22 protein-coding genes are annotated in these 25,512 nt (G+C 35.9%); 9 read left to right on the plus strand and 13 right to left on the minus strand.

The features are described from left to right. Window positions 1–199: 199 nt before the first annotated feature. Both lexA and A9G07_RS06470 read left to right on the plus strand, forming a co-directional pair. A complete protein-coding gene (lexA, locus tag A9G07_RS06465; protein WP_065734520.1) occupies window positions 200–826 on the plus strand; it encodes a transcriptional repressor LexA in 627 nt (208 codons plus the stop codon). A gap of 51 nt (window positions 827–877) precedes the next feature. Further along, entirely contained in the window at window positions 878–1,258 is a 381-nt protein-coding gene (locus A9G07_RS06470; protein ID WP_065734521.1) for a hypothetical protein, read from the plus strand. A gap of 79 nt (window positions 1,259–1,337) precedes the next feature. Here the strand turns inward: A9G07_RS06470 and hisM are convergent, their stop codons facing one another. From hisM to A9G07_RS06485, 3 genes are read right to left on the minus strand one after another with little or no spacing between them, the layout of a single operon-like run. Further along, window positions 1,338–2,057 carry a histidine ABC transporter permease HisM gene (gene hisM / locus A9G07_RS06475; protein ID WP_065734522.1) on the minus strand — a complete coding sequence of 240 codons (720 nt, stop codon included), beginning with the start codon at window positions 2,055–2,057 and terminating at the stop codon, window positions 1,338–1,340. Window positions 2,058–2,069: 12 nt separating this feature from the next. Further along, entirely contained in the window at window positions 2,070–2,753 is a 684-nt protein-coding gene (locus A9G07_RS06480) for an ABC transporter permease (RefSeq protein WP_065734523.1), read from the minus strand. A 5-nt stretch (window positions 2,754–2,758) separates the two neighbouring features. Continuing rightward, complete coding sequence (locus tag A9G07_RS06485) at window positions 2,759–3,547, minus strand: lysine/arginine/ornithine ABC transporter substrate-binding protein (RefSeq protein WP_065561733.1); 789 nt, start codon at window positions 3,545–3,547, stop codon at window positions 2,759–2,761. 335 nt (window positions 3,548–3,882) lie between these two features. Here A9G07_RS06485 and yccS point away from each other — a divergent pair, with 335 nt between their 5' ends. Beyond that, a complete protein-coding gene (yccS, locus tag A9G07_RS06490; RefSeq protein ID WP_218060024.1) occupies window positions 3,883–5,973 on the plus strand; it encodes a YccS family putative transporter in 2,091 nt (696 codons plus the stop codon). A 26-nt stretch (window positions 5,974–5,999) separates the two neighbouring features. Here the strand turns inward: yccS and A9G07_RS06495 are convergent, their stop codons facing one another. From A9G07_RS06495 to yejK, 4 genes are read right to left on the minus strand one after another with little or no spacing between them, the layout of a single operon-like run. Continuing rightward, the gene (locus A9G07_RS06495) at window positions 6,000–6,557 is read right to left on the minus strand and encodes a hypothetical protein (RefSeq protein ID WP_065734525.1); all 558 of its coding nucleotides are present in this window, start codon (window positions 6,555–6,557) and stop codon (window positions 6,000–6,002) included. Window positions 6,558–6,603: 46 nt separating this feature from the next. After that, window positions 6,604–7,608 carry a hypothetical protein gene (locus A9G07_RS06500; protein ID WP_065734526.1) on the minus strand — a complete coding sequence of 335 codons (1,005 nt, stop codon included), beginning with the start codon at window positions 7,606–7,608 and terminating at the stop codon, window positions 6,604–6,606. Next, window positions 7,605–8,447 (minus strand): deoxyribonuclease IV, encoded by an 843-nt coding sequence (nfo, locus tag A9G07_RS06505; protein WP_065561737.1) that lies wholly within the window; start codon window positions 8,445–8,447, stop codon window positions 7,605–7,607. Before nfo ends, A9G07_RS06500 begins: the two co-directional genes overlap by 4 nt. 9 nt (window positions 8,448–8,456) lie before the next feature. Beyond that, window positions 8,457–9,455, minus strand: coding sequence for a nucleoid-associated protein YejK (gene yejK, locus A9G07_RS06510; protein ID WP_065734527.1), 999 nt, complete (start codon window positions 9,453–9,455; stop codon window positions 8,457–8,459). A 178-nt stretch (window positions 9,456–9,633) separates the two neighbouring features. Here yejK and A9G07_RS06515 point away from each other — a divergent pair, with 178 nt between their 5' ends. Further along, on the plus strand, window positions 9,634–11,022 hold the full coding sequence (locus A9G07_RS06515; RefSeq protein WP_065734528.1) for an MATE family efflux transporter: 1,389 nt from the start codon (window positions 9,634–9,636) through the stop codon (window positions 11,020–11,022). Between the two features lie 55 nt (window positions 11,023–11,077). On the opposite strand, the gene A9G07_RS06520 is transcribed toward A9G07_RS06515, so the two are convergent. Both A9G07_RS06520 and A9G07_RS06525 read right to left on the minus strand, forming a co-directional pair. Beyond that, complete coding sequence (locus A9G07_RS06520) at window positions 11,078–11,971, minus strand: hypothetical protein (RefSeq protein ID WP_065734529.1); 894 nt, start codon at window positions 11,969–11,971, stop codon at window positions 11,078–11,080. A gap of 391 nt (window positions 11,972–12,362) precedes the next feature. Next, on the minus strand, window positions 12,363–13,229 hold the full coding sequence (locus tag A9G07_RS06525; protein WP_065734530.1) for a YicC/YloC family endoribonuclease: 867 nt from the start codon (window positions 13,227–13,229) through the stop codon (window positions 12,363–12,365). A gap of 150 nt (window positions 13,230–13,379) precedes the next feature. On the opposite strand from A9G07_RS06525, the gene rph reads away from it, so the two are divergent. The 3 genes from rph (at window position 13,380) to A9G07_RS06540 (ending at window position 16,016) form a co-directional block, all read left to right on the plus strand. Then, entirely contained in the window at window positions 13,380–14,096 is a 717-nt protein-coding gene (rph, locus tag A9G07_RS06530; RefSeq protein ID WP_065561744.1) for a ribonuclease PH, read from the plus strand. A 13-nt stretch (window positions 14,097–14,109) separates the two neighbouring features. Continuing rightward, the gene (gene pyrE, locus A9G07_RS06535) at window positions 14,110–14,757 is read left to right on the plus strand and encodes an orotate phosphoribosyltransferase (protein WP_065561745.1); all 648 of its coding nucleotides are present in this window, start codon (window positions 14,110–14,112) and stop codon (window positions 14,755–14,757) included. Between the two features lie 146 nt (window positions 14,758–14,903). Next, window positions 14,904–16,016, plus strand: a complete 1,113-nt coding sequence (locus A9G07_RS06540; protein ID WP_065734531.1) for an SIMPL domain-containing protein — start codon at window positions 14,904–14,906, stop codon at window positions 16,014–16,016. A gap of 69 nt (window positions 16,017–16,085) precedes the next feature. Here A9G07_RS06540 and A9G07_RS06545 read toward each other — a convergent pair whose 3' ends face one another. Beyond that, entirely contained in the window at window positions 16,086–16,790 is a 705-nt protein-coding gene (locus tag A9G07_RS06545) for a GntR family transcriptional regulator (protein WP_065734532.1), read from the minus strand. Window positions 16,791–16,963: 173 nt separating this feature from the next. Here A9G07_RS06545 and A9G07_RS06550 point away from each other — a divergent pair, with 173 nt between their 5' ends. Further along, window positions 16,964–18,835: a beta-glucoside-specific PTS transporter subunit IIABC gene (locus A9G07_RS06550; protein ID WP_065734533.1), complete on the plus strand. Its 1,872-nt coding sequence runs from the start codon at window positions 16,964–16,966 to the stop codon at window positions 18,833–18,835. 13 nt (window positions 18,836–18,848) lie between these two features. Further along, window positions 18,849–20,285: a 6-phospho-beta-glucosidase gene (locus tag A9G07_RS06555; RefSeq protein ID WP_065734534.1), complete on the plus strand. Its 1,437-nt coding sequence runs from the start codon at window positions 18,849–18,851 to the stop codon at window positions 20,283–20,285. 81 nt (window positions 20,286–20,366) lie between these two features. Here the strand turns inward: A9G07_RS06555 and dinB are convergent, their stop codons facing one another. From dinB to A9G07_RS06570, 3 genes are all read right to left on the minus strand, one after another. Then, window positions 20,367–21,422 (minus strand): DNA polymerase IV, encoded by a 1,056-nt coding sequence (dinB, locus tag A9G07_RS06560; protein ID WP_065734535.1) that lies wholly within the window; start codon window positions 21,420–21,422, stop codon window positions 20,367–20,369. Window positions 21,423–21,495: 73 nt separating this feature from the next. After that, a complete protein-coding gene (gene cptA / locus A9G07_RS06565; RefSeq protein ID WP_218060025.1) occupies window positions 21,496–23,190 on the minus strand; it encodes a phosphoethanolamine transferase CptA in 1,695 nt (564 codons plus the stop codon). A gap of 429 nt (window positions 23,191–23,619) precedes the next feature. Then, complete coding sequence (locus A9G07_RS06570) at window positions 23,620–24,954, minus strand: hypothetical protein (RefSeq protein WP_141677484.1); 1,335 nt, start codon at window positions 24,952–24,954, stop codon at window positions 23,620–23,622. Window positions 24,955–25,512: the final 558 nt, after the last annotated feature.

The raw sequence follows: 25,512 nt of genomic DNA on the forward strand, positions 1-25,512 counted from the left end.
TTTAGATCATCTCTGTCAGAATATCATCAATAACGCATTTTGATGAAAAAATGCCGCCATATTTTGTGATTTAGATCAAAAATAATACTTTTTGTGTATTTTTTAATGTCCAATATCAAAAAAATTAGATAAAACAGTTGTTTTGTTCGTATAGCTGTATATAATCACATGTATCTGTATATAAAAACAGGAATAAACCATGAGACCATTAACCGAACGCCAACAACAAATTTATGATTTAATTAAAGAAAACATCCAAACAACCGGTATGCCACCGACTCGAGCTGAAATTGCCCAAAAATTAGGATTTCGATCCGCCAATGCAGCTGAAGAACATTTAAAAGCATTAGCTAAAAAAGGGGCGATTGAGATGATAGCTGGCTCATCTCGTGGAATTCGTTTATTACTTGAACAACCTGATGACGCATCCGACTTTGAAGGCATCCCTTTAATTGGTAAAGTAGCCGCTGGCTCACCAATTTTGGCACAAGAACATATCGAAAGCCATTATCAAATGTCACCAGCATTATTCAAACCACAAGCTGACTTTTTATTAAGAGTACAAGGCATGTCAATGAAGGATATTGGTATTTTAGATGGTGATTTACTTGCCGTTCACAAAACTCAAGATGTAAAAAACGGCCAAGTGGTTGTTGCTCGCATTGATGATGAGGTCACCGTAAAACGATTATCGCAAAAAGGAAGACATGTAAAACTTCTAGCGGAAAATCCTGAATTTGCGCCAATCGATGTTGATTTAGAGCAACAAAATTTTGCCATTGAAGGTATCGCAGTTGGTATTATTCGTAATGGTTCATGGATGTAATCTTAAAGTTAGTATAAAATATCCAATAATTGTTGCTTAGGAGATAACAATATGTGGTTATTTTGGGTATATGAATTTTTAGGATTTGTTGGCGTTATATTATTAGTCTTCGCTTACTGTCGTATTCGTAAACAAGGTTTTTGGTCTTTTTTGTGGCACAATTTAAAATGGATTTCGATTGCCGTAGTTTGTGTTTGGTTACTAATAGCACTCATTTGTCGAAATGATTTATACAGCGCTGCAAAATGTTATTTCCGTGGTGAAAGTATGCACGCTAACACCAAATATTCTATTTTTTGGAGTGAGTGCCAGATCGAAACTTCAAACGGTAACTTTTTACCAATTGACCGCACCCGAGCACTGCCTGGCGCCAAAGATGGTGGTGATAGTCATGGTGACGGAGTGCCTGCTGATGATTTAATCATCAATTAAATTGGTTGATTCTAAAAACAGGCAATGCAAAACGTTGCCTGTTTTTTTATTTGGTAAAATTCTATTTGATTGACTTTATTTATACCACTTTTTCATTAACCCGCATGTAAGCTAAGCAATGTTTTTCAAGTTGTTTAAAGCCAAAAATCAGAATAAAACTCACACACAAATAGATCACCGCTGCAATCCCAAAGGCATGAAAAGGTTGATAGGTTTCAGCATAAATATCACGGGCAATCTTCATCACATCTTGAACCGTCACAGTAAAAGCTAATGCGGTTGAGTGCAACATAAAAATCACTTCATTGCTATAAGCAGGCAATGCAATTCGAAAAGCTCTTGGTAAAATAATATAGCGATACAGTTGCCAGCGATTAAAGCCAAGTGCGGTAGCAGCCTGAATTTCACCACTTGGTACATTACGAATCGCACCAGCAAAAACCTCAGTAGTGTACGCGCAAGTATTGAGTGTAAAAGCTAAAATAGTACAATTTAATCCACTTTGGAAAAAGTCACTTAAATACTTATGTTCGCTAACAAAACTCAATGTATATATGCCGGTATAGATAATCAATAACTGCACATAAAGTGGCGTACCACGAAAAACATAAGTAAACAAACAAATCGGCCATTTAATGAAGACATGGTTAGCATTTCGCCCCACCGCTAACACTAATGCTAAAATCCCACCCAATGACACAGACAAAATCAAGATCCAAAGCGTCATTGCCAGACCTGTAATATGGTAGCCATCCGACCATAATAGAGCTTTCCAGTAATCTTGAATGATTTCTAACATAATATGGCTCGATTATAATTTTGCTTTAGTGACACCGGCGGAATAATGTTTCTCAAGCCACCATAAAACAACATTAGAGATAGAAGTAAAAAATAGATAAAACGCTCCGGCTAGTAAGGCAAAAAATAGCGGTTGATAGGTTGCCTCGCCAGCGGTTTTGGTTGCTTTTACTAGATCGAACAATCCTAATAATGATACAAGTGCCGTGGCTTTTAAAATGACTAACCAATTATTAGCAACTCCGGGAAGAGCATAACGCATCATCAATGGGAATCGCACATAGATAAAAACTTGACGCTTATTTAAGCCTAATGCAGTAGCAGCATCAATTAATGTTTTGGGAACCGATTGAAAAGCACCGCGGAAGGTTTCGGTAAAATAAGCACCGTAGATAAATCCTAAGGTGATAATACCTGCCACAAAAGGATTGATTTCGATCATATCAGCTTCAAAAAAATCAGTAATGCTGTTTAACAAAAATTGCAAACCGAAAAAGATCAGCATCATCAAAACTAAATCAGGCACACCGCGAATTAATGAGGTATAAGCCTGACAAAGTAGTTGCAAAATAGGCTTTTGAGATAATTTGCCAAGAGCACAAACTACCCCCATCATTATGGCAAGAATTAGCGAACAAATCGCTAATTCAATTGTAACTAGTGCACCTTGTAATATTAATGAACTATAGCCTTGCATATAATTTATTTTTTATTGCCATAAACGCTAAAATCAAAATACTTATCATTGATTTTCTTATAGGTGCCATCATTTAAAATTTCAACAAGTGCCTGATTAAACGCTTCACGAAGCTCATCATCCTTTTTACGGAATCCTAGCCCAACACCAACATCAAAATAGCCTTTATCACTAAGTACATCACCAGCGAACGCAAAGTCTTTACCTTGAGGCTGTTTTAAAAAGGCGTAGCTACCAGTAACCTCATCTTGCAATGCCGCATCTAAACGACCCGCTGCCAGATCCGAAAACACTTGTAACTGATTTTGATATGGCACAATCACTACACCATTTGGGCGCCACTTATCATTAGCAAAATGCTCTTGAGAAGTCCCCTGCTCAACGCCAACCCGCTTACCTTTTAATGACTCAATGGTTGGTAACAAATCAGAGCCTTTTTTTGCGATTAAGCGAGAATTAGTAATAAAAATTTCGTCGGAAAAAGCTATCTGTTTTTTACGTTTTTCCGTCATCATCAATGAAGAGGATATCATGTCGATTTTGCGTGACAATAAGGAGGGAATTAACGCATCAAAATCAGTAGTTTGAAACTCACATTTGATCTTGGCTTTTTCACAAAGTGCTTTGGTGATTTCGATATTAAAGCCACTGATTTCACCATTTTTATCAATAAAATCAAACGGCGCGTAGGATGTATCCGACCCAATTTTAATCGATTCAGGCACTTTGGCTTGAATTGTCCAAGCACAACTTAACAACATCGCTACCGAGGCAATTTTAAATAGACGCTTCATGATTTAATCCTGTAAAATTTTTTGAACGCATAATATAGCGTGTTATCAAATGAATTAATAATAAAAAAAATTATCAACATGCGGGTGAAAATTGAGTAAAAGTTATAATTAACATTGTTAAAAGGCGAATTTTTAGGCTTCAAAAACCCCGTTCCTCAACTTTTTTTGGTTTAAAAAGTATACCATCCAATACTTTTAAGTCTGATTTGATATTAATAAATTTACTTTCGCTAATTATATAGTATGCTTTGCATTATGATGTTAACTCATTTCAAACACTAAATAACGTGCATTCTTTTATCTTATCTTTGCGTAAAGTTTTTTATAGCAGTAATTTGCTATTTAGTATTCGTATGCTGGTTAGTTTAACTGGCTCTACGCTCGTGCCTTGGTATTTTGGTTCAGTTTCGTTGGTGATTCCACTCACTTTAGGCGTGGTTGCTGCAGGCCTGACAGAGATTGACACCCGGTTGCTCAGTCGCTGTATTAATATTTTACTTACGTTAGTGTGTTTTGCGATTGCAACGTTTTCGGTCGAGTTGTTGTTTAATTTTCCTTTGTTATTTATTGTTGGATTAGTTAGCTCGACGTTTATGTTTATTATGCTTGGTACGCTTGGACAACGATATGGCGTGATTGCTTTTGGTTCGTTATTGATTGCTGCGTATACCATGCTGGGCCACAATCTGTTTGATGATAACTATACTCTGCCTTGCTTTCTACTATTGGGTGCACTTTGGTATAACATTGTTTCATTAATTGAATCTATAGTACAACCGATTCGTACAACTCAGCAGACATTAGCAAATTGCTTCTTGAAATTATCACTTTATCTTGATGCCAAAGCAGCGATGTTTGATCCTGATGAAACTGATGGCTTTAGACGACAAACGCTTGAATTGACAGAATGCAACACTCAAGTGATTAATGCGTTTAATGATACCAAGCGTTCGCTATTTAATCGTTTAAAAGGCTTTCGTGGACAATCTTATATTAGAAAGATGCTTAGTTATTATTTTGTTGCCCAAGATATTCACGAACGAGCAAGTTCGTCTCATGGTGATTATCAAGCGCTCAGTGAACACTTTAAGCATAGCGATCTGTTATTTCGTTTTGCAAGAATTTTGAATTTACAAGCTAAAGCTTGTGCCAAATTAGCGGTATCGATTAAATTAAATCAAACTTATCACCATGATCCGCTGTTTGCTCGTTATTTTGCTTATTTAGAAGAGGCAATCGTCCAATATCAACAGCATCCTAATGCCAATATGTTATTTATTAAATCGTTGCAAAATCTCTATCAAAATTTGCAAGCCATTGATTTATTATTGGCCAATATTGATACCGAGCAACACTTATCTAAAATACAAGAAGATAATCAGTTGATTGATGAGGAACTAACTCGCTTTCATGATATATTTTCACGAATTAAGCAAAATTTAACTTTGAAATCATCATTATTTCGCCATGCTATTCGTATGAGTCTAGTACTTTTTGTGGGTTATATGGTGATTTTCTTCTCTCATCTTTCACATGGCTATTGGATTATTTTAACCAGTTTATTTGTTTGCCAACCTAACTATTCCACCACTAAATACCGCTTAAAATTGCGAGTAATCGGGACAATTTTAGGGATCATCATTGGGATTCCGTTAACCTATTTATTTCCAAGTATTGAAGCACAATTAGTGTTGATTATTTTGACCGGCTGGTTGTTTTTTCTATTTAAGAATTCGCAATATGCCTATGCGACTGCTTTCATTACTTTATTAGTATTTTTTAGTTTTAGCTTGATCGGTGAAAGTAGTATTTCGGTGGCAATATCACGTATTATAGCAACGTTAATTGGATGCTTTATTGCATGGTTTGCGGTCAGTTTTATCTGGCCTGATTGGAAGTTTAGAAACTTACCTAAATTACTTGATCGAGTCTGCCATGATGATAGTCACTATTTGGCGCTAATTGGTAGTCAATACGTATCAGGTAAAACCAATGATCCTAAATACCGTGTTGCACGGCGAGCTGCACATGATAGTAACGCCGATTTATCTTCACTTATCAGCTTAATGACCAAAGAGCCTCATGTAAAACCCGATCTGATTGAACAAGGTTTCCGATTATTAACACTTAATCATACATTTATCAGTTACTTGTCAACCTTAGGAGCGCATCGTGATAAAAACATCTCGCCCCACACGCTTGAACTATTTGATGATGTTTCGCTTTATATTATTACCATTTTGAGCAATAAGAAGATCGACTCTGAATATCTTCCTTTAAAGAAAATGGTGGATGATCATCTTGAGATTGTGTCCGATGATGATAAAGATAATGATTTGCTGGTCATGCAACAGTTAGCTTTGATTTTGGATATTCTTCCGGAAATCATCGATTTAATTACCTCAATTGAAGAAAAAACTAATTGACCAGCATGCTTATTAATTTAACTTCGTTATTGAATAAATGGGTTTTGTTCACCAATGTAGACTAAGGGTTGTTCGAAGTTGTTAACTTTATCTGCATCAATTTCAAAACCATATAAATAATCTGATTCGAAATATGGACCTTGGTTTTGATTCGGTTTAATCACCGCTGATATATTGAGATCTTTAATATCAAATGATACTGATTGCTTAGTGGCTTTGTCATAAATAAATATTGACGAATTTGGTAAACCTATTTTGCCAAGAAAAATGTCGTGGTATCTGCCGTCAATTGAATAATAGGGTTTTGAATATTGCGCATTGACAGGATCTGAGTGAGTTCGTTCTTCATCTGGTATCAAAAAGAAAGCCTCAATTGATTTATCGCCATGAGCAAGTAAATCATCTGTCACAGAAACGAATGCAAATCGCTTTTTATCTTTTATATAATCAATAAACGTTAGTTGATGAAGATTTACTTTTTCAGTTGATGGTGAATGATTCACTGTTTTTGGATGCACTGATGTTTGAGAATAAGCACCAAAGCTTATTAAAGAAATAATAGATACAATTAGTATTTTTTTCATTGTTTACCTACTCCTTAAGTACATATCCACAAAATTAATCTGAATTTTATCTTGAGCTATGATCTTCCTGTCGATAATCAGATTTTATATCTAAACGTTTAAATTTATATATTGGATCAATATAATAAATATATGAATACGGAAATATCATTGATTCAAATCCAAATGCCACTAAAGGTTGATTTTTAAACAATTTGCCAGTCCATTTGTCTTTATTCATTTCATTAAAATCTTTGTCAGTTAGACTTCCAATCCTTGAACTTTCAGTATGGGAATATTCAAAATAAGTAAAAATGTTTTTTTCATTATCAGCTATTACCAATTTCCTATGATAGGTCCCAGTAAAGTTGTCATGCTTAATTATTTCATCTTGAAGATAGTAATTTAATTCATTTAATTGAGCTAAATAGCTTTGAGTAATGCTATTTTGAACAGGTATATCGTTATTTTTCGAGACGTTTGGAAAATCTTGATTCTCAATTTTTTGCCAGTCTATTCGCGTTAGTTGTTGCATAGCAAACGGACTTTCCTTACCGATATAAACAAATGTATTTTTAGGGTTTAAGTTGGGTAATTGCTTAAGGTTCAGTTTAAAACCAAATTGATAACTCTTCTCATCATGATGTGGTGCTTTACCGATACTATAAATATTTATGATTGCAAAAGCTTCTAATTTGCGAATAGGGTAAGTAATTAGTCGATTATGTTCGTAATCATAAAGATAGAAATTATCGTCTTCAGATATTCCAGCTTCTTTCAAAAAACGTTGTCGATAGATTTTTGTTAATTTATAGCTATCTTTCTTATAATTACCTATTTCATCTGGAATTAAGTGTGGAACGATTCGAGTATTTCCATTTTCATCATATGAGTTAAAATTAATTCTTTCTGATACTGAAGTAAAATAGAAAATGGGGTTGTCTTTTTTCTCAACGATAAAAATATCTAAGTCTTTTATAGTGTTATCTGAATGATTTTGTATTTCCTCGTTAGCATTTACAAAACAACTCAGTAATAATAATATTAATAACTTTATTTTTATTATTTTCATTTTTCCTGCTCTTTTAACCACGCTATTTCTTGTTTCCAAAGATCCGGATCGACAGTTTCGAGGATGAGAGGGATTTCATCGATTCGCGAGTCTTGCATGATAAATTTAAATGCCGTTTCGCCGATGGTTCCTTTGCCTAAGCTATCATGACGATCAACATGGCTTGCCAATTCACTTTTAGCATCGTTTAAGTGCATACCTCGTAAGTATTTAAAGCCAACAATTTTTTCAAATTCGTCAAAGGTCTCTTTACAGGCTTTTTCAGTACGTAAGTCATAACCGGCAGCAAACGCATGACAGGTATCAATACAGACACCAACACGACTTTTATCTTCTATCTTATCGATGATTTGTGCAAGATGTTCAAATTTATAACCAAGATTAGACCCTTGCCCTGCGGTGTTTTCTATCACTGCGACAACATTTTTAGTTTTATCTAAAGTGATATTTATCGATTCGGAAATACGCGCCAAACACTCATCCACCGAAATTTTTTGTAGATGACTACCAGGATGAAAGTTGAGTAAAGTTAACCCTAGCTGTTCACAGCGTTGCATTTCGTCTAAAAAAGCAGTTCGGGATTTATCGAGTTGCTCACTATCAGGGCTACCTAAATTGATAAGGTAACTATCATGCGGTAGGATTTGTTTACTAGTAAATCCATATCGTTCACAGCGTTTTTTGAAACTATCAATCACTGCTGATTCAAGCGGTTTTGCATGCCACTGGCGTTGATTTTTAGTAAATAAAGCAAAAGCCGTTGCACCAATTTGATAAGCATTAATTGGAGCATTATCGACACCACCAGAAGCACTCACATGAGCACCAATATATTTCATAATTTTTTCCTAGTTTGAGCCACTGTTTCGTTGAAGTTGGTCACGTAAATTAGGTGGAACACCTTTAATCACAAGTGAGTCAGTTTGCGGGTCCCATTTGATTCGTTCGCCTAATAGATCAGAATCAAAGCTTAAGGTTAATCCACCTCCGCTACCAGAGAATTTTTTAAGTTGGCGTAGTGCACTACGATCAACGGGGAAAGTGTCCTCCAGATCATATTCACTATTTTTGACAAATTCCATAAAATTATTCTCGTCAGTCGCTGGCAATTCGTTAGCAAGATTTTTCAGTTCAATCTCTTCACCTGCTTGTAATTGCGCTTGGCAATAATTATAAACATTTTCACGGGCATTATTCTTGTTGTCAAATTGCATTTCTTGGCAATAGTCATCAACCGCTTTAACAAGTGTTTTATTTTGCGCTTTGGCATCTAATCCTTCACTCGCACCTAAATAATCCATAAAGAAGTCAGAAACCTTACGCCCTACTCGTCCTTTTAGGAAAGTTAGGTAACGTTTTGAGTCAGGAGCCGTTTCCCATTCGGTTATATCTATACGAGCAATGATGTCAGCATGGTCAATATCTAAATACTGGGTTTCTGATATATTGAGTTGTTCGTTGACTAACATACTTAAACAGCTATTTAATACAGCAATAATAAGGTACTCAACAGCTAGATATCGATAATGACAAAAAATAACGGTGCCACCTTCAGCAAATGGATATTTGGCCAGTTCATTACGTAATTGTTTGGTAGATTCTTGACTAAAATTAAGGAAGTCTTGATTACCTAAACGTAATTCTTTAAGCGACTGTTCAAAAAGGCTTTCACTATTAAATAGTCCATAAGCTTTACTTTTGTTGTTATAAACGCGGTTTATATCTTCAATCAAGTTGGTTACCGCTTGTTCATTGTTCAGTAGTGAGTCACGAAGTTGTAATTCGATTTCCGTATCGCTTTTTCTTATTAATTTATGTAAAACAACGTTTTCTATTTGTACACTCATGAAAATTCCTATTACGCTAGACGATTTGATAATCGACTATTTTATCAAAGCACTAAAAAAGTGCTATCATCAATTTTTATCTCTGTTAAACTAGTTATGATTATTCAAGTCAATTTTATACTTTTACGTATATTCTAAAATTCTTAGCAACTTTAACTTTTTTTCAATGTGAATAAAAATGACAAACTCACGCGATATTTATGATGATTTTAAACATAAAAAAATTAGCCTAATATTTTGGCAATATGCGCTACCATCAATTATTGGGACAACAGTAAATACGCTTTACAATATTATTGATGGAATTTTTATTGGTCATTGGATCGGTCGCGAAGCGTTAAGTGGCGCTGGTATTATTTTGCCTGTGATGAATCTTGCTGCCGGCATTGGTATGTTGGTCGGTATTGGTTCGGCAAGCCGTATTTCGATATTTTTGGGTCGAGGCGAGATTGATAAAGCCGAAAGAGTAGCAGGCACATCGTTTATGTTAACTGCTGTGCTTAGCGGTATTACTTTAGCATTATTACTTTATTTTATTGATCCGGTTTTACACTTTATCGGTTCAAGCCCCACTAATCATATTTATGCACGGGAATTTTTAGAGGTATTTTTACCGGGTAGTATTTTTATCACACTAACATTTAATTACAACAACATGATGCGCGCCAGTGGTTATCCTTTCAAAGCCATGGTAACGATGTTTATCAGTGTGATTGCTAATATTATTCTCGCACCAATTTTCATTATTGCTTTAGGTTGGGGAATGCGCGGTGCAGCGTTTGCAACTACGCTATCGATGTTTATTAGCTTTTTGTTTGTAATGCAACACTTTATCAGCAAAAACAGCAATATTAAATTATATCGTCGCAACTTTAAGCTCGATTTTACTTATGTTAAATCTATTTTATCGATTGGTATGTCACCGTTTGCCATGCAGGTGGCGGCGTCGGTTGTTGTGGTATTTATCAACTGGCAGTTAACCCATTATGCACCAATATCGCATGTTTCAAGTGATGATGCAATTGCCGGCTATTCTAACGCTAACCGATTAATTACACTGATTATTATGATTGTTATTGGCGTAAACCAAGGTATGCAACCGATTATTGGTTATAACTACGGTTCCAAAAATTATGCTCGGGTTAAGGAAACGTTTATTTATGCGGTTAAAATTGCCACCGTCATTACTAGCGTTGGTTTTATATTAGGTTGTTTTATTCCTGATGTGCTGGTTAGAGCATTTAGTTCTGATGTTGATTTAGTAGCAATATCTGCAATTGCACTACGTTATACTACATTTTCTTTTGCATTTGTTGGGTTCCAAATGGTAACTACCAGTTTCTTCCAATGTATTGGTATGGCAAAAATTTCTATTTTGTTGAGCCTTTCAAGACAAATTTTAATCTTGTTACCAACACTTTATATTCTTCCATTATTCTTTGATTTAGATGGTGTATGGGCAGCATCACCAACTGCTGATTTGTTATCGACGGGGATCGCTTATGCTGCGTTATATTGGTACTTTAAATCAATTAAAAATCGACACTATCCTAAAAATCACCCTTAAAAAAAGGGACATCAGTCCCTTTTATCTTTCTTATTCATTTATCTTTTTTACCAATTTATATTTCTTTTTCAAATAATGCATCGGTTTTGTTATCGATATAGGCATCTTGGACTATAAATCCATCACTAACACCTTTTAATTCATACTCTTTTTTGTCTTTTTTCAATAATTTCTTCTCTATGGTAAGAATGCTTTTCTGACGACATTTTGGGCATTGGCAATATTGATATTCTAATACATCGATATTTCCTGCTGATTGATCGACTTGGTTAACTATTCCTTTTGTATCAGTATAAAAAGTTGTTTGCGATAATGCATCGGCATAACTACCAGTTAAATTGGCAGAAAGTTTAGTTTCTAGGCTTTCATTACTTAATGAAAAGAATTGATATTTTTTGTACCATGCTTGGCAATCTTCACAATAATAATCGTCAATATGAAATGAAACGATTAATGGATAGAAGAAAACAAGTAATTCAATTAAATAAACAACACCCAACATTAAACCAGAAATGTGACTTGTATTCGATTTTCTGGTGATGGATATTTCACGGTATGGAAGAATTTCATCAAACATGATGTCAACGACAGTGAATGGTGAAAAAAACAGTTCAATATAATCTGTAAAATCACCCGAAAAAAGGCCTACTTCAAATCCACATACACTTGAGTAGTAAGCAAATAAACAGATAAAGAATGCCATAAAAAAATTAACCATGGTATTTCTTACTTTTGCTGCTTTTGCAAGAAATGAAGCAAGATAGGCTAACGTCAATCCCATTACAACGACTAAACCAATATCAATTATGACAAACGGAGAATAATAAGAGATGATTGAATAGATAATGCCCAAAGCAATTGCGACAAAAATACCTATTAAAGTAAAGATAATGGTTAAAAGCGGATTAAATTTTTGTGACAACTGATAATGACTAACTGTAGAGCTCATTGTTTTATTCCTTATTATTCCTTAAAAATTATAATACTAATAAAAAAACTTCTAGCTATGTTTAAATGATAATTGTCAATTTTTGTTATTTTTTCCAATAACTAGGACTGAGTTATTAATTTGACTGGTGCATTTTAAACTTGCTCTATGAAAAGTAAAGTTTATTAGACTAGATAAAAGTAAAGATTTTTCTTTTTAATTAAAAATAATCTTTGAAAAAGCAATTCATAATATCTTGATATAAAAAAGGGGCATTGCGCCCCTATTGTTAATTTAATCTACATTGATTGTTTTTTAGAGTAAATAATAAATCAGTCTGTTAATCGATATAAACATTTAAGACTATATTGAGTGAAGGACTTTGGCGATGACAAGATACTTGCTCATTAAATTACTCGATATTTTGTACTTGCTCTCGAATCTGCTCAATCAATACTTTAAGTTCAATCGCACTTGCAGTTACATCCGCATTAATTGATTTTGAAGCGATGGTATTTGATTCACGATTAAATTCTTGCATCATAAAATCAAGTCGGCGCCCTACTGCTTCGTTTTTCTTTAAGATTGCATAAGTTTCTTTGACATGAGTCATTAATCGATCTAACTCTTCAGCCACATCAATTTTTTGTGCAACCATCACAATTTCTTGTTCAAGACGTGAGCTATCTAGTTCAATATTGGCTTCGTCTAGTTTGCTTTTTAAACGCTCTTTCTGCCAATCTAAGATTTGTGGCATCCAATCTCGAATTTTATTAACTTCGAGAGTTATTGCGTCTAAGCGTTGAGTAATTAATTCGCTTAAGGCTTTACCTTCACGTTCACGAACAGTGATAAATTCATCGATTGTCTTTTCAAGTAAAGCTAAAATTTCTTGCGAAATTGCATCTAAATTTTGTTCTTTACTCGACATCACTCCTGGCCAACGTAACACATCAAGCGGATTGATTGGACCGGTTTGGTATTCACGTTTAATCCAATCACCTGCATTTAATATCTGTTTAGCTAGCTCAATATTTAATGATAACTCTTGGTTCTGAGTAGCGGGATCAAGTTCGAAGCGTAAGTTACATTCAATCTTTCCGCGAGTTAATCGAGCACGAAGACGCTCACGAACGATCGGCTCAAGTGAGCGAAACTGTTCGGGTAATCGAATATAGGTTTCTAAGTAGCGTTGATTGACCGAACGCAACTCCCAAGACGCATTACCCCATGATTGGTTCAACTCTTTTCTCGCATACGCGGTCATACTAGAAATCATAATAGGTTCCTAAATTTATAAAAACTTAGTGTGCATTGTATCACAAATTCTGTATAATGTGCCCTTAGCTTAGGCTAAACATCGACGCTTTCTTGTTGATGTCCCCCTAAAAAATTAATTCGAAGATAAAATAAACTGCTGGAGAATTGCATGCGCCCGTCTGGTCGATCTGCGGAACAAGTCCGCCCAATCAAAATAACCCGTCATTACACTAAGCATGCAGAAGGTTCTGTATTAGTCGAATTTGGTGAAACCAAAGTACTTTGTAATGCAACAATTGATGAATCTGTACCCCGCTTTTTAAAAGGTCAAAATCAAGGTTGGATCACTGCTGAATATGGCATGTTACCTCGCGCAACAAATTCAAGAACACAACGAGAAGCTGCAAAAGGCAAACAAACTGGCCGAACAATGGAAATCCAACGCCTAATTGCCCGTTCACTGCGTGCGATGGTTGACCTTGAATTATTAGGTGAGTACACCATTACCTTAGATTGTGACGTTATTCAAGCCGATGGTGGCACAAGAACTGCATCGATTACCGGAGCTTGTGTTGCACTTGTTGATGCAATAAACACATTAATTTCTAATGGCAAAATCAAAGAAAATCCAATTAAATCTTTAGTGGCTGCCGTATCGGTAGGCATTGTAAACGGTGAAGCCTTATGCGACTTAGAATACATTGAAGATTCTAATGCTGAAACCGATATGAATGTCGTTATGACAGATGATGGTCGTATCATAGAAGTTCAAGGCACTGCCGAGGGTGAACCATTTAGTCATGAAGAATTATTAACCCTATTAGAACTAGCAAAAAATGGCATAAAAACTATTACAGAAGCACAAAAACAAGCTTTAAAAGATTAATTGGAGAGGATCGATGAAATCATATAAAAGTGAATTTATAGAATTTGCTTTAGATAGGCAAGCATTAAAATTTGGCGAGTTTACTTTAAAATCAGGTCGAAAAAGCCCTTACTTTTTTAATGCAGGACTATTTAATACCGGTAAAGATTTAGCGTTATTAGGTCGTTTTTATGCCGCTGCATTGATCGATGCAGATTTACAATATGATGTTATCTTTGGTCCAGCCTACAAAGGCATTCCAATCGTTTCATCAACAGTGGTTGCCCTATCTGAACACCACAATGTTGATGTTCCTTACTGCTTTAACCGAAAGGAAGCGAAAGACCATGGTGAAGGTGGTAATCTAGTAGGTAGTTCAATATATCAACAACGCGTTATGTTAGTTGATGATGTAATTACCGCTGGTACAGCAATTCGTGAATCAATGCGAATTTTGGAAGACAATCAATCTAAACTTGCTGGCGTATTGATTTGCTTAGATCGTCAAGAAAAAGGCCGAGGTGATTTATCTGCTATTCAAGAAATCAAACAGACTTATCATTGTGATGTAATTTCAATTATTACTTTAGATGATTTGATCCAATACCTCTACCAAGATCCATCACGAAAAGACCAAGTCACCCAAGTCGAAGCCTATCGTGCTGAATATGGAATAAAATAATAAAGCGTCGTAAGACGCTTTTTTATATTCATAAAGTTTTACAATTTTTTTACAACTTTCCAATTAGATTAATTATAATCATCTTATCTTTCTACATTGAACCTACTTTACTAGCCCATTTCACTAGACTGAATAAAGGAAATAAAATGAAAAAAACCTTCTTATTAATCCTATTAATGAATATAAGTGCCGTCTTTCCATCTCACGCCCAAAATAATGCGTTAAACGTTAGCAATAATTATTTAGAACTACAGCAATTAAAATATGGAAATAACCTTATCCCTGTTGGAGAAATCTCCTCCAAAATCACGGATAACATTAAATTAAAACCCGATACAGTTGAATTTTATGTAACCTTAGAAACAGAGGGTGAGACATCAACGGAAGCTTCTAATCTTAATGTCGAAACAATGAAGAAGTTAAAAACTTATTTAAATACACTTAATATTACCGACGATAATTTAGTTACCACCGACTACAAAAACAGTGTTAGAACTGTTACGAAACCAGATAGTAAAAACAATACCACTTATGCAGCTATTCTTAATGTTGTATTAACGATTGATAATAATGATAGCTTCATCAAGCTTAATAAAATACTTGATAAATATGGTATAAACAACATTTATCAGATTGACGATAAAAATTTGACTAACTACTATGAATTCTCCATTGCTACAACCAGTAATAGAGAAAGTAGAGCAAAGGATGATCTGTACAAAGACTTTAACAATATCGCTAACGAATTAAAAAAGATAGGCTTAACGAACGTATCAATTAAAAAATATATGGTACGCGAAATGGAGGCTAAAGAAATTGAAGAAAAACACTATTTCGTCAATAACACACTAAAAATAAAAATAAATAAATTAGATCTTATTGGTAAAATTATTGCTAAAGCGCAAGAATTAAAGATGCAAGTCAACAATAACATCTCTTATAGTGTTTCGCCTGAAGCAATTCAAGCTGCGCTAAACGAGCATGAAACCCTTTTACTAAACAAATTGAGCGCTAAAGTTGAACGATTATTGGATAAACAGTATGTTCTAGGCGCACCAATTACACTATCACTCGACTCAAGAGATTTTGATAGAACATATTCATCATATAGCAACGCCAAAAGTGAAAAACGTTATCTAGCTATGGATAGGAGTGCCGATGATCCTATGGATGTAGATATCAATACCCCACCAGAATATGAAGTCACATTAACTTTATCAGGTACATTCGAAACACTTAAAAAAGTTGAACAAAAGTAGTAGCTGTTAAATTGATAAAATTTCATTTAGTTAGTAATTTATTTTATTAACTAAATGAAATACCTTCGACTATTTTGAATGACTTTGTACATAGAATTTTGCATTGTCGTAATGATAGATAATTCTTGAAAAATCGAAAGGTTCGCCTGCTGTAGTATAAAAAATCTCTTCAACACATAAAGCGGGATCACCAGGTTTTAATCCTAAATAAGGGGCGATCTCCTCATCTAATTTTATCGCTTTGAAATATTTATCAGAAAAACCAATATTGATTTTACAAATCTCTTTAACGTAACTAAAAATTGAGTTTTCGGCAATTTCCCGATTAAGGTAAGAGATGATCTTTTTACGATAATAAGATTGCTCAAAACCATAAACCTTGCCTTCAACCAAACGTAATCGTTTTATATAATAGACTTCTTCACCATCTTCACACTGTAAGTTCTCTTTTACTTTGGCATTAGGCTGAATAACGTCAACATTAAATACTTGTGAAGCGCCTGGTAAATCATTTAGGTCAACACTAAAACCATGACTCTCTAAAAAATTCAGATAACCCCGTTTTTTGGGTTGCCTAACAAAAATACCACTGCCTTGAATTTGATAGATCACACCGTGCCTTTCAAGGCGATTAAGTGCTTTGATAATGGTGGTACGACTAACTTGATATTGTTGAATTAACCCCTCGATATTAGGCAATTGCGTATCTTTTGGCAGATTTTGTTGATAAATCGACTGTTGAATTTTCTTTGCCACATCTTGGTATTTTAACATTAATCGTTCTTTGGAATTGGTATAAATGACTCACATTTTATACTCATAGTGAAATAAATAAATTAAAATAGCTTGAAAACGCGATCTATATCACAAACAATAAAATTGGTCATTAACAATTTTTAATTTAAGGATAATATATGCTCTCTTACCTGTTAAAAGGAGCTTAATTGATGTCATCTAAAATTAGAGATTATAATAAATTAGCAGTTGATATATTAAATGAGTTAGGCGGCGAAAATAATATTGTTTCTGTCGCGCGTTGTGCAACTCGTTTGCGTGTCGTTACTCAAACCACCCCAGCGGAAGCGAAAGAGAAAATCGCCAGTTTGCCGGGTGTTATCACCGTGGTTGAAAAAGGTGGACAAATTCAAGTTGTTATCGGCACAAATGTAGACAAAGTCTATAATGCATTTACGCAATTAATGAGTGGAAACAATAAAGTTGATGTAAATAGCAAAAGTAGTATGTTAAATCGTGTTATCGCCACAATGTCAGCTGTTTTTGCTCCCTTCGTTTATGTTTTAGCGGGAGCAGGTATATTACAAGGGATCTTAATTTTAATTAAGCTTGCCTATCCAGAATTCGAACAAACTGGCACTTGCCAAGTATTTAGCTTTATCTCTTGGGCGCCATTTACCTTTTTACCTATCTTTATTGCCATTACTGCATCGCAACATTTCCGTTGCAACATCTATATTGCAGTAGCATGTTGTGCAGCGCTACTATCACCAACATGGGCAGAAATTGCAACATCAATAAAAAATGGGGGAGCATTTGACTTATTTGGTTTACCGTTATCTGAAACCACCTATATGTCAACCGTATTACCACCACTATTTTTAGTATGGTTACTCTCTTATTTAGAGCGTTTCTTAGAACCTCGCTTACACAGCATTATTAAACCATTAGTCATGCCATTAATCTGCTTAGTGATTATGGTTCCATTAACCTTATTAGTAATTGGACCTATTACAGCTGGTGCAGCGCACTACCTTGCAAGCGGATACAACTGGATTGTAAACCTTGCGCCATGGGTCGCGGGTGCGATTATCGGGGCATTTTGGCAAGTTCTGGTTATATTTGGTGTGCATTGGGGGATTACACCAGTTATTATCGAAAACATTAACCAATATGGTAAAGACTCTTTCCAAGCCTACCAAACTATTGCGGTAATTGGTCAAGTCGGTGCAGCATTAGGATTCTATATCAAAACTCGCTCAAAAGAGATGAAAGGTGTATCAATCTCTGCATTTATTACGGGTCTATTTGGTATCACAGAGCCGGCTATTTATGGGGTTAACTTACGCTTTAAAACACCATTTATTTATGGTTGTATATGTGCTGCAATTGGTGGGATGGTCGCTGGTATCTTTACGCCTTACTACTACACCTATGCAGCATTACCTGGACCACTAACTATTGTTAATGCAATTAATCCAGAACATTATGGATCAATCATCGGCGTAGCACTAGGTTCAGCAATAGCACTATTTGGGCCAGTTATTTTGATACAAATTTTTGGTACTAATGAAAAAGCACAAAGTGATGAAAAAATTGAAAACGACACTCCAAAAGTCGTTCTTGATAAAGTTAACATTACTAGCCCAATGATCGGTAAAGCATTACCACTAAGCGAAGTGCCAGATCCCGCTTTTGCACAAAAATTAATGGGTGAAGGTATTGCTATCGAACCAACAGATAACCATGTTTATGCACCATTTGATGGCGTAGTTAGTGCGGTATTTGAAAGTTCAAAACATGCTATCGGCTTAGTCCTAGATAACGGCGTCGAATTATTAATTCACGTTGGAATAGATACCGTTAATTTAACTAATAACGAATTTAGTTATCACATCAGTATGGGTCAACAAGTTAAAAAAGGTGATTTGCTAATCAGCTTTGATCCACAAGCGGTCAAACAAGCGGGTTATCCACTAATAACACCAATTATTATTGTTAATACAGATCAATACCAATTGATCACATTAACTGAAAATAAAGACGTAAATCTTGACGATATCATATTCGAAATTAAGCAATAACAAGGAATCAAAAATGACTAAAAAACCATTTTTATGGGGCGGTGCATTAGCCGCTCACCAATTCGAAGGCGGCTGGAATGAAGGGGGCAAAGGACCAAGCGTGGTTGATGTCATGACCGCTGGCGCACATGGTGTTGCAAGACAAATCACTCAAGATATCGAAGCAGGCAAATTTTACCCAAATCATACAGCAATTGATTTCTATCATCATTATAAAGAAGACATCAAATTATTTGCTGAACTTGGATTAAAATGCCTTCGTACCTCAATTGCTTGGACACGAATTTTTCCTAAAGGCGATGAGCTAGAGCCAAATGAAGCAGGCCTACAATTTTACGATGACGTATTTGATGAACTCATTGCAAATGGAATTGAACCGGTTATTACCCTTTCACATTTTGAAATTCCATTACACATTGCTCGTCAATATGGTGGTTTTCGTAATCGTAAAACCGTAGAGTTTTTTGAACGTTTTGCTATAAGTTGTTTTGAACGTTATAAAAACAAAGTTAAATATTGGATGACTTTTAACGAAATCAACAACCAAATGGACACCAGTAACCCAATCTTCTTCTGGACCAACTCAGGTGTACAAGTTAAACCTGGTGAAAATCCACAAGAAGTGCTTTACCAAGTTGCGCATTACGAATTATTAGCCAGTGCTAAAGCGGTTATTGCTGGTAAAAAAATCAACCCTAACTTTGAAATTGGTTGTATGATTTCTCACGTGCCAATTTACCCATACTCATGTAACCCTGAAGACATGATGGCATCAGAAATTGCTATGCATCAACGCTTCTTCTTCCCTGATGTACATGTTCGTGGATATTATCCATCATACGCATTAAAAGAGTTTGAACGCGAAGGCTACAAACTTGATATTACAGAGGAAGACTTAGCTTGTTTAAAACAAGGTACGGTTGATTACATCGGCTTTAGTTACTACATGTCAACGGTCGTAAAAGCGGATGTTAAAAACGACAACCGTGACAACATCGTCAATGGTGCATTACCAAATGCAGTTGAAAATCCATACATTAAAAGCAGTGACTGGGGTTGGCCGATCGACCCAGAAGGATTACGTTACACACTTAATCGCTTATACGATCGTTATCAACTACCACTATTTATTGTTGAAAATGGTTTTGGCGCGATTGATGAACTTGAGCACGACAACCAAATTCACGATAAGCCACGAATCGAATACCTCGGCGCGCATATTAAAGCGATGCAAAAAGCGATGGATTACGACGGTGTTGATGTGATTGGTTATACCGCTTGGGGGATTATCGACGTCGTTTCATTCACCACTGGCGAAATGAAAAAACGTTATGGCGTGATTTATGTTGATCGTGACAACGAAGGTAACGGAAGCATGAAACGCTATAAAAAAGAGTCATTCGAATGGTATAAAAATGTGATTAAGACCAATGGTCAAAACTTAAAATAATCATTTAATAATATAAAGGATCTGATTTGCGAATTAAAATCAGATCCTTTAACCCATCTCATCTAATCAAAACATCATCAATCAAAACTTAAAAATAAGTTGCTTTTCAACTTGTGGATCAATCAAAGTCACATGAAAACCAATTAACCTAACACCCCGATCATTGCGCCTTTCTAGCCAAACTTTATGAGCTTGTTCAATCAAATCAGCTTTATCCAACTTAGACCAAACATGCTCTTGAGTTGTAAGCTGAAAATCATCAAACTTAAATTTCACACCTTGGCGAGCAATAGAGAGATCCGAGCGAACTTTGCTTAAACGCTTCTCCAACTCCTCAAATAGCGGATCAAATTGCGCTAAACACTCATCCCAACTGTGAATATCATCAACCAACGTGCGCTCTACCCCAACTGACTTGCGTTGCCTATCATTACAGACTTCGCGTTCATCAATCCCTTGGCAACGTTCATATAAAATACGTCCAAACTTACCAAACTGATTAAGTAACTTAGTCAAATCATAATTAACCACATCTTTACAGGTATAAAGCCCCAACTCTGCTAGCTTCTTCTCGGTCACTTTACCCACACCGGGGATCTTCTTCAGTGGAAGTTGCTCAATAAATCCTTCAACCTGATCGGGTGTAATCACATATTGCCCATTTGGCTTATTCATATCAGATGCGATTTTAGCTAAAAACTTAAGTGGAGCCACACCTGCTGACGCGGTTAATTCAAGCTCGTTATAGATTGCTTGTCGAATATCTTGGGCGATTAACGTAGCAGAACCATGACAGAGCTTACAATCTGTCACATCCAAATAAGCCTCATCAAGCGAAAGCGTCTCAATGGCTTGAGTATAACGCTTAAATATTTGATGGATTTGATTAGAAACCTCTTTATAGACGGCATGACGACCAGGAATGACCTTAATATTAGGGCACAGCTTAATTGCCTGTGCCATTGACATTGCACTATGCACACCATATTGACGAGCAATATAATTCGCAGTTGCCACCACACCACGCTTACGTGGATCGCCACCTACGGCGATCGGCACATTGCGATAACGTGGATTATCTCGCATTTCGACAGCTGCATAAAAACAATCCATATCGACATGAATAATTTTTCGCATAATGAAGGTATTAGTATATAGAAAATAACTGTATAAATATACAATACCATACCTTTACTTTATCTGTAAATCACTATTTAGCGAGCTGATCGAAATCGGTTAACCCCTCCTTACCATGAGGATCACCAATCCATCGAGTTGGCTGTGCAAATTTTTCATTCACAATACTTTTTTCGGGTTGATAATCATCGAAGCTTAACCCAGCCAAATCAGACCAAGTATGAATCAAATCCTGAGTACTAAATTTTCGATTCACATAAGACTCAAAATGATTATTAGGATGACTCACAAGCCACTTTGGCGATTGCCAAAGCATAAAAGGAACCGTATACATAGCCCTAGTTGGCGCCTTCTCATTACGCCCTAAAACATCATGCGGAGCCGTTTGATAAACTTCCTCACCATGATCGGAAAAATACAAAATAAAACCATTTGGATCACTATTCTTAAATAGCTTAAACAGCTCAGTGGTAACAAAATCATTAAACGCGACCGCATTATCATAACTGTTATAAACTTTTAACTTATCGTTATCCAAATTAAAATTTACGCCAGTCTTATCTTTAAAACGCTGATACTCCTCACCCTCCGGATAGCGCAGCTCATATTTCATATGGGTACCGAGCAGATGAATAACAATAAATTTCTTTTCAGCAGGATAATTTAGCACATTCTTAAACGGCTCAAAAACCGACGAATCATATTGTCTGGAGCTCTGATTACGATCATTATTCATATAAAACTGCTCATCAGCTTGCTTAGAGAACATCGTCAACATCGTATTGCGCTTGGTCATCGTTTGTTGATTGGTAATCCAAAAAGTCTTATAGCCGGCCTGTTTCATCAAATGAATTAATGATGGCTTAGAAAGATATAAATCAGGATGTTTCTCATCGGCCAAAGTTAGGGCTTGTTGCAAAATCTCAATCGTATAAGGTCTTGATGAAACAACATCATTAAAAGCAAGAAAATCAGGGTTATCTTTTTTAAATTGCTCGATTAACGGCGTCGTATCACGATCATAACCATAAATGCCCATACGGCTACGAGTAGTTGACTCACCAATCACCAGCACTAACGTTCTTGGAGTATTTCCATTGGCATCAGTTAAATTTTCGAATTTAGGCAAGGTTTCGAGATGATTCAAGATTTTGTCCATATTAGAAAGCTGAGAACGATAAGCAATATAACTACTGAGCAATTGCCATGGAACCGTCGTTTCCATCCGACTTAACAGATGCTGGGTAGCGCGCTCAAACGAAGTCTTCTTAATCGCCACACTAATAAACAAAGGCATCAACGCATAAACCACAATGATTATCGACACTAACCATTTAGTCATATTTTTTACATAAACCGGTTTAACCTTAAACCACAAAAACACCCCAACCAAAATATAAATCAACAGCACGGCGACGAGTTTAATACTAAGGTACTGGGAAATAAATTCATGTGACTCATTATAATTCGACTCTGCCATCACAAAAAAAACACTCTGCGAAAACTCCTGTCGATATATCGTAAAATAACCAATAGAAATTAGTGACAACCCACCGACAATAATGCCATAAATGGTAGCAAATTTTTTGGTAATATTAGGAAAAAAGAGAATAGGCACCAGCCAAATCATACTATAAATTATCGAGTCACGAAGCCCAATAAAATTAGCATGTCCTGACAATGCAATATAAAGTTGTAATGCACAAGAAAAGTAACAGAAATACAAAATAGCATAAACCAACGAGCGCCAACTAAAATTTCTATCCAAATTTTGCTCCAATAATTACAAATAAAAGTGCAACTAAACTAACAAAAACAGATTAACAAAACCTTAAGATGGAACTAATAAAGATTATTTATTGATTATGATGAAAAGGATTCAAAAACCCCGCTCCTCAACTTTTTTTGATGCAAAAAAATGGCTACTAAAAAAGCCACAGTTTAAGGCCGAATTGTTTATTTTAGATAACATTGCAGAATTTTACCCCCCAAAAACCCCACTCCTCAACTTTTTTTGCGATAAAACACTTCAAAAATAAACCCGACGAGGCGGGTAATTCAAACGTCGCTTAGCCACAAAATCGCTTTTTATAGCTAAACGACGTTGACTCGTTGAGTCAGCTTACTTTTAATCACTTAATACTATTTTTTATCACTCCCACCCCCGCCCTAAGGATTAAGAACGAAGGAATAAAAACTAAGGATGGGAGCAAAGTCCGTAGTCGTAGTTGTAGGTGTAGTCCCCATTCACGTAACCGTAGTCTGAGTCCACGTTAAACTGTTTACTACCAAACGGTTCACTAGTCCAGTGCCAACCGCTGTTGAAGCCAGCGCCTGAATAATAATCCATTGCGCCCCACTCCGAGAAAAAGCCAGAACCTATATGACGCGTGTAAAGATTATAAGGCGAGGAAGGGGTGGCCCCGACTGAACCACGACACCTAGAATCATAATAGGAGCCAGGCGGACAAGATGCATTGGTTAAATCCTTTACCTTAGGAAGGCGATAACCAAGACTATTACACCAAGATAATGTATTAGAATAATTTTTCTGCACAGAACCTCGGTTGACGAACCACTGCTTCAAAGTAAAACCATATTTGACGACTGGAGCACCATTAGTATCACGACCGACCAACTCGAATGTCTGAGGCAAAGTAGGTTTAGAAATAGGAATAGGACTGGATGAATCCTTCTGGGATTGAGTAGCGTAAGGACCAGTTAAAGTAACATGAACGCTTGTAGCAGTAGGACGAGACATTGTGACTGTGATACCTCCATGAGAAACAGGAGACCAAGACAATGGCTGACTTACACCACTAATGAGTAAATCAAAGTACAGTCCATTAGCACCAGTTGTAGGAAAGTTTTGGCCGTAAAGTGACGGGTCAGTTGACTGAGGGATAAAACCATTACCAGGGACCCACATCGAAGCTGGGCCTGCATAATTATCTGAACCCCAACTCACACTAGGAGTGGCCAAACAAACCACAGGCGAAGCCTTAGGATTAACATAATAAGTCACATAACTAGCACGGAAATCACTATGATTAGGAACCCCATAACGTGTGGATAATGTACCGTTAGTACTTGATAACGTAACCCTATAAGGAGCCTTACAAATCTCCGGCACTGTACTGCGTGATACCGTTTGACCGCTTTTATCGACGATAGATAAACTCAAAGAACCTGTGGCAGTAACGTCACTATCACCATCATCATCACCCCAATAATTATTAGGAGGACCGATAAGTGTACTTAAATCGACTGAATTAGTATTAGTTGGGACCAACATACTTATATCAGCAAAACTCTGACCCGCAACCGGCAAGGAGATTGGGGTCATATATGAAAGATTGGTTGATGGCATATATTGCGTACCATCAGATAACGTAATCCCAAGCAGACCGTTAGCATCAACCACACGAGTACGACCACCATCGAAAGTCAGATAAGGTGCACTACCCTGTATCGCATTCCTAGTTGTCTGTGATGTCAATGCATGACTGGAAAAAGGAAGAAAAAAAGCCACGAAAAAAACAATCTGCCGGGATAATTTGGGAAAGGATCGAAAACAGGATCTGAAAGGGGATCCGGAAAACGATCGGAAAAAAGATCGAGAAGAGGATCGCGGAAGCGATCGCGCGAAAATTCGCAGAATTTCACTTGATTGCGTGGAAAAACAAGTTTTAGTGAAAAATTTAAGTTGAGAGTTGAACTTAGACGAATCTAAAAGATAGGTTGGCCAGGTTGCCTGTTGCCTGTTGCCTGTTGAAAATTATAATGCATTTTAGACTACCTTGTCAAGTAATTTTTTGATTAATTTACAATTTTATACTTTTCTATCAAATTTTAGCCTATTAGCTAAAACCGTGTAAAAAGTATAGTGATTGGAAAAACACGATGCAACACTTTTTTTCGCTCATTTACGTTAACTTTTGTAAATAGGTTCTAAAAAAGATCTGGGTTATAATTATTTAATTATTGTTTTAATTTAATATATCGCAGTTACAAATCTTTAAAATTAGAGCAATTGATCCTCAAGAATTATATTTTAGTGTTTAAAATCGTGATTGTGATCATTTAAAAG

Origin of the sequence: Gilliamella sp. wkB72 (assembly GCF_001693745.1) — a bacterium.
GTDB lineage: Bacteria > Pseudomonadota > Gammaproteobacteria > Enterobacterales > Orbaceae > Gilliamella > Gilliamella apicola_E.